Source organism: Streptomyces sp. MGP-BFMKR1, assembly GCF_057766585.1.
In genome coordinates this window covers 3,435,999-3,447,425 of the sequence record NZ_CM173408.1, presented here as the reverse complement: position 1 = coordinate 3,447,425, position 11,427 = coordinate 3,435,999, and the positions used below count along the sequence as shown (strand labels likewise).

12 protein-coding genes and 1 pseudogene are annotated in these 11,427 nt (G+C 71.7%); 9 read left to right on the top strand and 4 right to left on the bottom strand.

Annotated elements, in window-relative coordinates; genetic code table 11:
* Positions 1-32: 32 nt before the first annotated feature.
* From alr to tsaE, 3 genes are all read left to right on the top strand, one after another.
* Complete coding sequence (gene alr, locus AC3CHW_RS12975; protein WP_488470557.1) at positions 33-1,286, top strand: alanine racemase; 1,254 nt, start codon at positions 33-35, stop codon at positions 1,284-1,286.
* Positions 1,283-2,479: an alpha/beta fold hydrolase gene (locus AC3CHW_RS12970; RefSeq protein ID WP_488470556.1), complete on the top strand. Its 1,197-nt coding sequence runs from the start codon at positions 1,283-1,285 to the stop codon at positions 2,477-2,479. The genes alr and AC3CHW_RS12970 overlap by 4 nt, the downstream gene beginning before the upstream one ends.
* Positions 2,480-2,631: 152 nt before the next feature.
* Positions 2,632-3,285 carry a tRNA (adenosine(37)-N6)-threonylcarbamoyltransferase complex ATPase subunit type 1 TsaE gene (tsaE, locus tag AC3CHW_RS12965; protein WP_488470555.1) on the top strand — a complete coding sequence of 218 codons (654 nt, stop codon included), beginning with the start codon at positions 2,632-2,634 and terminating at the stop codon, positions 3,283-3,285.
* Positions 3,286-3,903: 618 nt separating this feature from the next.
* Here tsaE and AC3CHW_RS12960 read toward each other — a convergent pair.
* Positions 3,904-4,461, bottom strand: a complete 558-nt coding sequence (locus AC3CHW_RS12960) for a hypothetical protein (RefSeq protein ID WP_398609683.1) — start codon at positions 4,459-4,461, stop codon at positions 3,904-3,906.
* Between the two features lie 98 nt (positions 4,462-4,559).
* Between AC3CHW_RS12960 and tsaB the strand changes: the two genes are divergently transcribed.
* The 4 genes from tsaB (at position 4,560) to AC3CHW_RS12940 (ending at position 7,480) form a co-directional block, all read left to right on the top strand.
* Entirely contained in the window at positions 4,560-5,267 is a 708-nt protein-coding gene (gene tsaB / locus AC3CHW_RS12955; protein ID WP_488470554.1) for a tRNA (adenosine(37)-N6)-threonylcarbamoyltransferase complex dimerization subunit type 1 TsaB, read from the top strand.
* 179 nt (positions 5,268-5,446) lie between these two features.
* A complete protein-coding gene (gene rimI, locus AC3CHW_RS12950) occupies positions 5,447-6,058 on the top strand; it encodes a ribosomal protein S18-alanine N-acetyltransferase (protein WP_488471037.1) in 612 nt (203 codons plus the stop codon).
* The gene (gene tsaD, locus AC3CHW_RS12945; protein ID WP_187088045.1) at positions 6,051-7,226 is read left to right on the top strand and encodes a tRNA (adenosine(37)-N6)-threonylcarbamoyltransferase complex transferase subunit TsaD; all 1,176 of its coding nucleotides are present in this window, start codon (positions 6,051-6,053) and stop codon (positions 7,224-7,226) included. The genes rimI and tsaD overlap by 8 nt, the downstream gene beginning before the upstream one ends.
* Positions 7,223-7,480, top strand: coding sequence for a hypothetical protein (locus tag AC3CHW_RS12940; protein WP_488470553.1), 258 nt, complete (start codon positions 7,223-7,225; stop codon positions 7,478-7,480). The genes tsaD and AC3CHW_RS12940 overlap by 4 nt, the downstream gene beginning before the upstream one ends.
* 157 nt (positions 7,481-7,637) lie before the next feature.
* On the opposite strand, the gene AC3CHW_RS12935 is transcribed toward AC3CHW_RS12940, so the two are convergent.
* The 3 genes from AC3CHW_RS12935 to AC3CHW_RS12925 form a co-directional block, all read right to left on the bottom strand.
* Complete coding sequence (locus AC3CHW_RS12935) at positions 7,638-7,805, bottom strand: hypothetical protein (protein WP_488470552.1); 168 nt, start codon at positions 7,803-7,805, stop codon at positions 7,638-7,640.
* A gap of 250 nt (positions 7,806-8,055) precedes the next feature.
* Positions 8,056-8,220 carry a hypothetical protein gene (locus AC3CHW_RS12930; RefSeq protein WP_488470551.1) on the bottom strand — a complete coding sequence of 55 codons (165 nt, stop codon included), beginning with the start codon at positions 8,218-8,220 and terminating at the stop codon, positions 8,056-8,058.
* Positions 8,221-8,394: 174 nt separating this feature from the next.
* A complete protein-coding gene (locus tag AC3CHW_RS12925; protein ID WP_488470550.1) occupies positions 8,395-9,114 on the bottom strand; it encodes a contact-dependent growth inhibition system immunity protein in 720 nt (239 codons plus the stop codon).
* Positions 9,115-9,460: 346 nt separating this feature from the next.
* On the opposite strand from AC3CHW_RS12925, the gene AC3CHW_RS12920 reads away from it, so the two are divergent.
* A complete protein-coding gene (locus AC3CHW_RS12920) occupies positions 9,461-10,249 on the top strand; it encodes a class I SAM-dependent methyltransferase (RefSeq protein WP_488470549.1) in 789 nt (262 codons plus the stop codon).
* 160 nt (positions 10,250-10,409) lie between these two features.
* Positions 10,410-11,327, top strand: a pseudogene (locus AC3CHW_RS12915) (IS701 family transposase); the annotation flags it as partial.
* Positions 11,328-11,427: the final 100 nt, after the last annotated feature.

Here is an 11,427-nt window from a genome sequence, read left to right as displayed (position 1 = left end):
GGGGGCGCGGGGCGCCTGAGACACTGGCCTTGATGAACGAGACACCGATGCGTGCCCGAGCCACGGTCGACCTGGCCGCGCTCCGGGCCAATGTGCGCGCGCTGCGTGCCCGCGCGCCCCGGGCCGAGCTGATGGCCGTGGTCAAGGCGGACGCGTACGGCCACGGCGCCGTGCCGTGCGCGCGGGCGGCCCGGCAGGCGGGCGCGAGCTGGCTGGGTACGGCCACCCCGCAGGAGGCCATCGCGCTGCGCGCGGCCGGCGACACCGGGCGCCTGATGTGCTGGCTGTGGACGCCGGGCGGGCCCTGGCGGGAGGCCGTCGAGGCGGACATCGACGTGTCGGTGAGCGGGATGTGGGCGCTGCGCGAGGCCGTCGCCGGGGCGCGGGCCGCGGGCCGGGCCGCGCGGGTGCAGCTCAAGGCGGACACCGGGCTCGGGCGCAACGGTTGCCAGCCGCACGACTGGGCCGACCTGGTGGCCGCCGCCCGGCGGGCCGAGGCGGACGGGACCATCAGGGTCACCGGCGTGTGGTCGCACTTCGCGTGCGCGGACGAGCCGGGACACCCCTCGATCGCCGCCCAGCTCACCGCGTACCGGGAGATGCTGGCGCACGCCGAGGCCGCCGGCATCGCCCCCGAGGTGCGGCACATCGCCAACTCGCCCGCCCTGCTGACGCTGCCCGACGCCCACTTCGACCTGGTCAGGCCCGGCATCGCGACCTACGGCGTCTCGCCGAGCCCGGAGGTCGGCGTCAGCGCCGACTTCGGGCTGCGCCCGGCGATGACGCTCTCCGCGTCGATCGCGCTGGTCAAGCGGGTGCCGGGCGGGCACGGCGTGTCGTACGGACACCACTACCACACGCCGGGCGACACGACGCTGGCGCTGGTCCCCGTCGGGTACGCGGACGGCGTGCCGCGCGCGGCGTCCGACACGGGCCCGGTGCTGGTGGCGGGCAAGTGGCGGACGGTGGCCGGCCGGGTCGCCATGGACCAGTTCGTGGTGGACCTCGGCGGCGACCGGGCGACGGTGGGCGAGGAGGCCGTGCTGTTCGGGCCGGGCGACCGGGGCGAGCCGACGGCCGAGGACTGGGCGCAGGCCGTGGGCACGATCGCCTACGAGATCGTCACCCGCATCGGCCAGCGCGTCCCGCGCGTCTACCTGCACGCCGACAGCGAGCCGGGCGCCCCGGCCCCGGCGGGGCCCGCCAGCCTCACGACGGAGGACGAGATCGCCCGTACGGGTGATGTTTCCCCGGCCGGGAACGCGGGGGCGGGCTCCCCGACATGAGCGAGGAGACGGGCGGGGCGGTCGACGCGGCGGCCGGCGCGGTCGAGGCGGCGGCCCGCGCGGGGTGGCGCCGGGGCGCGGGCCTCGCGGGCGCGGCGCTGGGCGTGGTGGCCGCGGGCGCCGCGGTCGGCGTCGCCGTGGAGCGGCTGACGGTGGGCCGCGGCGTGCGCCGCAAGGCCCGACTGGCGCTGGACGCGGCCGGCCCGTACGGCACCCTGCGGGGCACCCCCGGGGTGGCCGTCGCCGAGGACGGCACGGAGCTGGCGTACGAGGTCCAGCCCGGGCCGGCGCGGGCGCCCGAGGGCGGCGAACCGACCGGGCCGCCGGTCACCCTCGTCTTCTGCCACGGCTACTGCCTCGGCCAGGACTCCTGGCACTTCCAGCGCGCCGCACTGGCCGGCACCGCCCGCGCCGTCTACTGGGACCAGCGCAGCCACGGCCGCTCCGAGCGCGGCCGGGCCCAGCGCGAGGACGGCGAGCCGGTCACCATCGACCTGCTCGGCCGCGACCTCAAGGCGGTCATCGACGCCGCGGCCCCCGAAGGCCCGCTGATCCTCGTGGGCCACTCGATGGGCGGCATGACGATCATGGCGCTGGCCGCGCAGTTCCCCGAACTCGTGCGGCGCCGGGTGGTCGGCGTCGCCTTCGTCGGCACCTCGGCCGGCAAGCTCAGCGAGGTCAGCTTCGGGCTGCCGGCGGCCGGCGTACGCGCCGTGCGGCGGGTGCTGCCCAGCACGCTGCGGGCGCTCGGCGCGCAGGCGGAGCTGGTGGAACGGGGGCGGCGGGCGACGGCCGACCTGTTCGCCGGGGTGATCAAGCGCTACTCGTTCGGCTCGCGCGACGTGGACCCGGGCGTGGCACGGTTCGCCGAGCGGCTGATCGAGGCCACGCCGATCGACGTGGTGGCCGAGTTCTACCCGGCCTTCGCCGAACACGACAAGTCCGAGGCGCTGCCCGTCTTCGCCGCCCTGCCGGTCCTGGTCCTGGCGGGCGAACGGGACCTGATCACGCCGAGCGAGCACAGCGAGGCCATCGCCGACTTCCTGCCCGACGCCCACCTGGAGATCGTCCCCACCGCCGGCCACCTGGTCATGCTGGAGCACCCGGAGACCGTCACCGCCGCCCTGCTCCGCCTCCTGGAGGCGACCGGCGCGCCCGCCGCGACCGACCCGAGCCCCACCACCCCGACCTGACCCCTTCCCTCACCGGGCCGCGCCCCACGCGCGGGGCCGGGCCGCCCGGCCCACCCGTCCGGAACGAGACGTTCCGGGGACGTTCCGGGGTCGGTCCCGGAGGCGTCGGGGGAGTGTGGGGCGGGCCGCGCGGGCCCGTACCATCGGCGAACATGAACGTTCCGTACGCCCGCGCACAGATCACCGTCAACACCCCCGAGCACATGGGGGACTTGGGTCGCCGCCTGGCCGCCTTGCTGCGCCCCGGCGATCTGGTGCTGCTCACCGGCGAGTTGGGCGCCGGCAAGACCACGCTGACCCGCGGCCTCGGGGCGGGCCTCGACGTGCGGGGCGCGGTGACCTCGCCGACCTTCGTCATCGCGCGGGTCCACCCGCCACTCGGCGACGGGCCGCCGCTCGTGCACGTGGACGCCTACCGTCTTGGCGGCGGCCTGGACGAGATGGAGGACCTCGACCTCGACGTGTCGCTGCCGGAGTCGGTGGTGGTCGTCGAGTGGGGCGACGGCAAGGTCGAGGAACTGTCGGACGACCGGCTGCACGTCGTGATCGAGCGCGCGGTGGGCGCGGACGGCGAACTCGCCGCCCCGCACCCCGCCGCCCCGGCCGCCCGCGCCGCGACCGCCGCCACGACGCCCCCCGCCGACGTCCCGGAGCCGATCCCCGCCAACGCCACGGGCCCCGCCGTTCTCGACGTCGACGCCGCGACGACCGAGGCCGACGCCGAGGCGGCCGACGTGCGTCGGGTGACCGTGACCGGCGTCGGCGCGCGCTGGGCGGGCGTGGACCTGAGCCCGCTGGAGGGGTAGCGGCCGGCCGGTCACGTAACGCTGTAGATTCCGACAAGCCGTCGGGAAGATGTTGCGTTCACCGCCCCGAGCGTGGTGACATGGACTTGAGCGCGCTAGTTAGGCGTACCTAACCGCCCGTGCGCGCCCATGCCCCAGGAGTACCGGGAGGCACCCCATGGAGACTCACCAGCCCAACAAGCCGCCGGCGCGAAGCTACCCGAAGGCGCCATCGGTGGCTGACATGCTGGCGGCTTGTGCCGCGGCGACCGAGCTCTCCACGCCGCCCGGGGGACACGCGCTCCCCGGGGTCGAACCGGCGACAGAGCCCCAACCGACGGCGCACTGTCGCCGCGAGGCGGCCTGACCTTCGAGCTCTTCCGCGCGCTCGTCCGCGCCTCGTTCACGGACGCCTGTCGCTCCCGTACGCCCGTCACGCACGCACGCTCGTCAGCCACGTACGCCCGTCGAGCACCCACGCTCGTCACGTACGCCTGTCGCTCCCGTACGCCCGTCACGCACGCACGCCTGCCGACCCCACGCCTGTCACTGACGGACGCCGGTCACTCACGCACGCCCGCCGCCCACGCACGCCTTCGGTCGCACGCCTGTCAGACAGACGATGCCCCACGCCCGTCCCTAACGGACGACGACGACCTCGGTGCCGATCGAGGCGAAGGTCCACATCGCCGCGCCGTCCGCGCGCTTCTCGCGGATGCCACCGGTGCGCCGGTTGGAGTCGGGGTCGGGCGTCGAGCCGTCCACCGCGGCGCTGAAGCCGAACACTATGTCGCCCTCGGTGTGGAAGCGCACGACGTGCTCGATGGACACCCCGTCCGAGCCGGTGACGCTGGCGGACCGGGAGGTCACGTTGTACGTGCCGGGGGCCGGGCTGACCGAGCTGGGGTAGATCGGGTACGTGCGGATGGCCTGCTCGTTCGCGCCGACCAGCCAGACCCGCTTGTCGCTGAGCGCGTACACCACCCGGCGCCCGGTGCCGGAGCTGGCCGGGATCGCGGTGGACTTCTCCTTCTTCGCCTTGTCCTTGGGCTTGGCGGAGTCGGAGGCACCGGGGCGGGCCGCCTGGTTCGGGTTGATCGGGGCGTTCGCGGAGGCGTGGTAGGCGAGGACGCCCACGACGATGATCGCCCCGGCCGTGAGTCCGGCCACGATGGTTCCGGAGCTGTTCCGTGCCACGCTGAAGCCCCCTTCGTCACGCCTCTACCGGGCCGACGGTAGCACCCGGAAAGCCGGCGCGGGATCGGCGCTCGGCCGGCGGTCGTAGGCTTGTGGGCGTGCTGCTGCTCGCTCTTGACACCGCTACCCCCGCCGTGACCGTCGCGCTCCACGACGGCCGGACCACTCTCGCGACCTCCCACCAGGTGGACGCCCGCCGACACGGCGAGCTGCTGTTGCCGGCCGTGCACCGGGTGCTCGCGTCGGCCTCCGCCACCCCGGGCGACCTGACGGACGTCGTGGCCGGGATCGGCCCCGGCCCGTACACCGGGTTGCGGGTGGGGCTCGCGACGGCCGCCGCGTTCGGCGCCGCCCTCGACATCCCGGTGCGCGGGCTGTGCACCCTGGACGGCATCGCGTACGCCGCCGGGCAGGCCGGGCTCACCGGGCCGTTCGTCGTCGCCACGGACGCCCGGCGCAAGGAGGTCTACTGGGCGCGGTACGCGGACGGCAGGACCCGCGTCAGCGAGCCCGCCGTCGACCGGCCGGCCGACATCGCCGAGCAGGTGGCGGGGCTCCCCGTGGTGGGCGCCGGCGGCACCCTCTACCGGGAGGTCTTCGCCGCGGCGGGCGCCGGGCCCGGGGCCGCGCTGCCCGGTGTTCCGGAGGGGATCGAACTGCCCGAGCACCAGTCCGCCGCCGCGCTCGCCGCGCTCGCGGTGGAGAAGCTGGCCGCCGGCGAGGAGTTCCCGCCGAACCAGCCGCTGTACCTGCGCCGCCCGGACGCGCAGGTGCCCGCGAACTACAAGGTGGTCACCCCGAAGTGAGCGAAGCGCGCGAGACGGGCGCCCCGCCCGGCAGCGAAGCCGAGCCGCCGACCGGCACCGTCATTTCCGGGGGCGCCGCCGCGACGAACGGCGGAAGACCGACGGGCGGCCCAGCCGAGCGGCCGAGCGCTGCCGTGGCGGCTGGCGACGGCGTGGACGAGGCCCCGCGGGTGCGCGAGATGCGCTGGTGGGACCTGGACGCCGTGCTCGCCATCGAGGGCGAGCTGTTCCCCGAGGACGCCTGGTCGCCGGGGATGTTCTGGTCGGAGCTGGCCCACGCCAGGGGCGCCGGGGCGAGCCGGCACTACGTGGTCGCCGAGGACGCTACGGGCCGCCTCGTCGGGTACGCCGGGCTCGCCGCCGTGGACGGCACCGGCGACGTGCAGACGATCGCCGTGGCCCGTAGCCACTGGGGCACCGGGCTCGGCGCGCGGCTGCTGAGCGACCTGCTGACCGCCGCCACCGCGTTCGAGTGCCACGAGGTGCTGCTTGAGGTGCGCGTGGACAACGCGCGCGCCCAGCGCCTGTACGAGCGCTTCGGCTTCGAACCCATCGGCTTCCGGCGCGGCTACTACCAGCCGGGCAACGTGGACGCCCTCGTCATGCGGCTGTCCGGCCCGGCGGCCCCTACGGCCCTGACCAGCGATGTCGTACCCGGTGAAGGGGTCGACAGTCCCATCGAGGGCCCCTTCGACGCGGCAACCGAACAACCACCCGAGCACGCGCCCGAGCGCGCTCCCGAGACAGCGCCGCGGGCGGCGCGCGAGACAGAGACGGGAACCCATGGCTGACGCATCCGGCCGCCGAGACGAGCCCCTCGTCCTCGGCATCGAGACCTCCTGCGACGAGACCGGGGTCGGCATCGTGCGCGGTCACACGCTGCTGGCCGACGCGGTCGCCTCCAGCGTGGACGAGCACGCGCGCTTCGGCGGCGTGGTGCCCGAGGTGGCCAGCCGGGCGCACCTGGAAGCCATGGTCCCCACCATCCAGCGGGCCCTGAAGCAGGCCGGCGTCGCGGCCAGCGACCTGGACGGCATCGCCGTCACGGCGGGCCCCGGCCTCTCCGGCGCGCTGCTCGTCGGCGTGTCGGCGGCGAAGGCGTACGCGTACGCGCTGGGCAAGCCGCTGTACGGGGTGAACCACCTGGCCTCGCACATCTGCGTGGACCAGTTGGAGCACGGCGCGCTGCCCGAGCCGACGATGGCCCTCCTCGTCTCCGGCGGCCACTCCTCGCTGCTGCTCGCCCCGGACATCACCTCCGACGTACGGCCGCTGGGCTCGACCATCGACGACGCGGCGGGGGAGGCGTTCGACAAGGTCGCCCGCGTCCTGAACCTCGGCTTCCCCGGCGGCCCGGTCATCGACCGCATCGCCCGCGACGGAGACCCGGACGCGATCCGCTTCCCGCGCGGCCTGACCGGCCCGCGGGACGCCGCGTACGACTTCTCCTTCTCCGGCCTGAAGACCTCCGTCGCCCGCTGGATCGAGGCGAAGCGGGCGGCGGGCGAGGAGGTGCCGGTCGCCGACGTGTCGGCCTCGTTCCAGGAGGCGGTGGTGGACGTGCTGACCCGAAAGGCGGTGCGGGCCTGCAAGGACAACGGCGTCGAGCACCTGATGATCGGCGGCGGCGTCGCCGCCAACTCCCGGCTGCGCGCGATGGCCGAGCGCCGCTGCGAGGACGCCGGCATCGTGCTCCGCGTCCCGCGCCCGGGCCTGTGCACGGACAACGGCGCGATGGTGGCCGCCCTCGGCGCGGAAATGGTCGCCCGCGGCCGTTCCGCGTCGGCCTGGGACCTGTCGGCCGACTCCTCCCTCCCGGTCACCGACCCCCACGTGCCGGCGCCCCCACACGCCCCGGACCACGACCACGGAGACGGCCACGACCACGGTCACTCCCACGGCGACGGCCACTCCCACGACCACTTCCACGAGCTGAGCAAGGACAACCTCTACTCATGACCCTCGCGCTGATGTGGGAGGCCCGAGCCGCCGACGGCCGCGGCCCCGAACTCCTCGACTGGGCCCGCGCCCAGCCCCTGACCCCCGCCCCCCTCCGCCGCGAGACCTTCCGCGCCCCCGGCGACCGCGTCCTCGTCATCACCTGGTGGGACGCCCCGTACGAGGCGGACCTCCCCGAACTCCCCACCCCGGCGCACGACTTGCTGAGCCGACCGGTGCACCGCTGGCGGTTTGAGGCGGTGGCGGGGGAGTAGGGGGCGTTCGCGGCGCGCGGGCGGGTGGGTGGGCTACTGGCCGGCTAATGGCCAGGCTCGGGCTCGCGTGGCGGGGGTCCGCCAAGGGTGGGTTTGCCGCCGTGCCAGTCGCCTTCACGCTCTTGCCGAGCCTGGGACGGTTCAAGGATGCGGAAGGTCATTCGCTCAGGCCGCAGGGCCCGTAATCCGGATTACACTGCCAATCATCGAAGTTTCCCTTCGGGTGCTCCAGATCGTGATTGAAGTCAATGAACCAGATCACGGCGTATATCACGAGTGCGACGAAGGCAAGGGCTATCAGCCACGGCAGAACCTTGCGGATCACATGGCCAATCCCGTGGGACGATCGAGACCCTTGAGGCTCAATATCCTCCCCATCGCGTTCGCCTTCCTCCTCTTCATCGCCTGAGTAATGCGACCAGCGATGGCCTTCAGTCTCTTCTCCCGACCTGTGGGGCTTGCTTGAGTGGTGCCCCCTTGTCATTTCTTCTTCATCCCCCCAGATTCTTCCTGCGACATCGAAGCCCTGAGTGCTTCCACTGAATGCAGGTGGGCTATCTCGGTGCGCGGGCCGGCTACTGGTCAGGCTCGCGCGGCGGGGGCCCGCCCGGAGTGGGTCGGTTGCTGAGCTGGTCGGCGACCGAGGCGAGCCAGGAACTGGCGGAGTGCGGGGCTGGTGGGCCGATCTCCATGCCCAACTCGGCGTATTTCGCGTCGTGTTCACGCGGCTTGAGGGGCATGGCGTTCTGCCCTGGAGGCAGATCGAAAAGGTGGTCTGAACGGTCAAGCCCTGCGCACGGGCGGCATCCCGTTTCAGCGCGACGCGCGCCCGCCCCGCCCGCACATCCACCGGCCCTCGACCCGCCAGGGCGGTTTCCCGGTCGGAGTAGGCGGCAGACCTGGTACGCAACGGCTCAGTCCTCTCCGAGAGTCCGCCAACGGTAACTGTGATGCTCGCGCATGTGCGCCGTCATCGTGTCCGCGATGAGTGGCAGCCATTCCGTCCATGACAGGGAGCCGGAGCCCATGAGGTAGCCCTCCTGGAAGAACCAGAACATGGAGTCTTCGTCGTGAAAGAGGGCCAACGCTTCATGACATTCGCCGACCAGTCCGGGGAGCAGCCAGGGGCAGGTGGGGTGGATGCCCTCGACGTACATCTCCAGTCCCTGGACCTCGGTGGTCTCGTCGTCCTCGTAGGCAATGCCGTCTTGGCCGAAGTACACCTGGAGGAGGTGGTTGAGGTGCGGGAAGCGAACGTTTATCTCGTCACGGGTGGGGGTGGCTTCTTTTAGTTTTGGAATGACCCCGTAAAGCCAATTCTCGACATAATCTGCAATATGCAGCAAGGTCGCGGCTGTTTCCTGATTCGAGGACGCCCTCGGGAAGTGGCGAACGACATCCGGAACGCCCTCCGGCGTAGTGGCGAATATGTGGCTGACTTCGCGAATTTGAGCTGCTACTTCGTACAGTGTGCGTCCGCCACGCTCGCTAAGGGTCCAAGCGGCGCGGAGGGCCGGTTGGAGTGCGCGATTCCTCTCCTCGGCTGAGGTGGGGAGCGTTGTGGAGCTCAAGCTGGTGAGGAGGTCGCGTGCGCCGGATAGGCGAAAAAACTCGGACAGCTCCTGGTTGGGCACTTTTGCTCCCGTGGGTCAACTCTTGGCTTATGTTTAAGTGACATGACGGTGATGGCGCTGCATGGTGGACGGAATGGTTTCCGGTGAAATAATAATTCATTGCACCACTCGATTTTCCGCCTTCCTCCTTTTTGCTTCGCTGGTTAGCGATTATCTTGTTGGTGGGTCCCGCAGGGCACCCGCCGGCTAATACTTCAGTGTGGTTTCGTGATCACGTGCGGGTCGACTGCGCCCGGACCTGCCCGAAGATCGTTGAGTCGAGCCGTAGTTGCAGGCGGGCTCTGTGGGCAGACATATTGATGGTCGAGCCAGGAACCGAACTGCTGCAGCACACGTCTCCCGCACCATGATCTCAAGCGAGCACCCAGAGCACGCGATTTCCACCAGGCTGGTCTCGCCGTCCTCGGTGAGTGTGGATCCGTCGAAGGTCAACGACTACAACAGCTTCGCCGAGGCGTACACGGCCGCGAACGAAACCAACCTGGTCAATGCCTACTACGAGCGTCCCGCGATGCTGGCCCTCGCTGGAGACATGGCTGGCCGGCGGACCCTCGACGCCGGCTGTGGTTCGGGGCTCCTGTTTGCCGCGCTGCGCGACCGTGGCGCCATTGTGAGTGGCTTCGACTCGAGTGCCGAGATGCTGGGGCTGGCCCGGCAGCGGCTCGGCGACGGTGCGGATCTGCAGGTGGCGGACCTGGGCAGCCCGCTTCCCTACCCTGATGACACGTTCGACGACGTAGTGGCGTCCCTGGTGCTGCACTACCTGGAGGACTGGGAGCCGGCGCTGGCCGAGCTGCGACGTGTACTCAAGCCCGGCGGTCGGCTGATCACGTCTGTCGACCATCCCTTTGCCGTCAACCTCATCCACCGCGAGGCCGGTCATGAGGCCGAGTGCAACTATTTCGACACCACCAAGTGGACCGTAGAGTGGAGCATGGGCGGCCAGACCACCCTGGTGAGTCGCTGGAACAGGCCGCTGCACGCGATGATCGAGGCTTTCACCGGGGCCGGTTTCCGGATTACGGTCATCAGCGAGCCGGAGCCTGATCCCGCCGCCCGCGAGCTGTTCCCCGAGGCCATCGCGGCCAAGCCGCGCTTCCTGTGCTTCCTGTTCTTCGTACTGCAAGCGGATTAGTACTTCGGTGTGCAGTTCTCGCGATGGCCCAGGGCGGCGACGGCCAGTATCGCAGCGCCTGACGCAGGCGGTTGCCGCGAGGTGATCAAGGGCTGTGTGGACTCCTGAAGATCGTGCGGTAGCCGCGGGCCATAACGTGGACCCTGCCCGCTGGCGGGCGATGCTCGACCAGGTCATGGCCCGGATCGCAGGCCGGTTCGGGCGGGTTGAGTTCCCGAGCGACGGCCCGTGCCTACCTGTTCGGGCTGCTATCAAGCGTCGAGCGGAAGAACTGCTGGCATCTAGCAGAACAGTCGGGCCATAGTCGGCCAGGACCGATGCAACGCCTGCTGCGCCACGCCCGCTGGGACGCCGACGCCGTCCGCGACGACCTGCGCGCCTATGCCGCCGAACACCTCGGCACCGACGGCAGCGTTCTCGTCGTCGACGAGACCGGCTTCCTGAAAAAGGGCCGGTTGTCGGCAGGGGCGCAGCGGCAGTACACCGGCACCGCAGGCCGTATCGAGGACGCCCAGGTCGGCGTGTTCCTCGCCCTGGCCACCAGCCGGGGACGGGCCCTGATCGACCGACGGCTCTACCTCCCGGAACGCTCCTGGTCCGCTGAGCCCGAACTCCGTAACGCGGCCGGGATACCCCGGACGGTGCAGTTCGCCACCAAGCCCCGTCTGGCCGAGGAGATGATCACAGCCGCACTCCCGTCCGCGTGGGTACCGTCGCCGGCCGCCTGCCCACCACGGCCTGGCACCGCCAGAGCGCCGGAAAAGGGGCGAAAGGCCGGCGATACTACGACTGGGCCTGGGTCCACATCGGCACCGGCAGCCAGCAGCACCTGCTCATCCGACGCGACCCCTCCACCGGCGAACGCGCCTTCTACCTGTGCTGGTCACCCACTGCGGTATCGCTGTCCGCACTGGTCCGTGTCGTCGGTGCCCGCTGGAGCGTGGAGGAATGCTTCCAGGCCGCCAAGGGCCAGGTCGGACTCGATCGCTACCAGGTCAGGAACTGGACCGCATGGCACCGGCACATCACGCTCGCCATGCTCGCCCTGGTCTTCCTGTCCGCCCTCGCCGCCGACGCGGCACCCGCCGGCTCAGCGGGCTCACCGACGAGCCTCTACGCCCGGCAGCCCGACCACCACGAGCCAACCACCGCCGTAACTCCCCACCCCCGCACGGCAT

Excerpts from the sequence above, each read along its gene's own strand:
- alr (WP_488470557.1), top strand. The coding sequence starts at position 33 with ATGAACGAGACACCGATGCGTGCCCGAGCCACGGTCGACCTGGCCGCG.
- AC3CHW_RS12970 (WP_488470556.1), top strand. The coding sequence starts at position 1,283 with ATGAGCGAGGAGACGGGCGGGGCGGTCGACGCGGCGGCCGGCGCGGTC.
- tsaE (WP_488470555.1), top strand. The coding sequence starts at position 2,632 with ATGAACGTTCCGTACGCCCGCGCACAGATCACCGTCAACACCCCCGAG.
- rimI (WP_488471037.1), top strand. The coding sequence starts at position 5,447 with ATGCGCTGGTGGGACCTGGACGCCGTGCTCGCCATCGAGGGCGAGCTG.
- tsaD (WP_187088045.1), top strand. The coding sequence starts at position 6,051 with ATGGCTGACGCATCCGGCCGCCGAGACGAGCCCCTCGTCCTCGGCATC.
- AC3CHW_RS12940 (WP_488470553.1), top strand. The coding sequence starts at position 7,223 with ATGACCCTCGCGCTGATGTGGGAGGCCCGAGCCGCCGACGGCCGCGGC.
- AC3CHW_RS12930 (WP_488470551.1), bottom strand. The coding sequence starts at position 8,220 with ATGCCCCTCAAGCCGCGTGAACACGACGCGAAATACGCCGAGTTGGGC.
- AC3CHW_RS12920 (WP_488470549.1), top strand. The coding sequence starts at position 9,461 with ATGATCTCAAGCGAGCACCCAGAGCACGCGATTTCCACCAGGCTGGTC.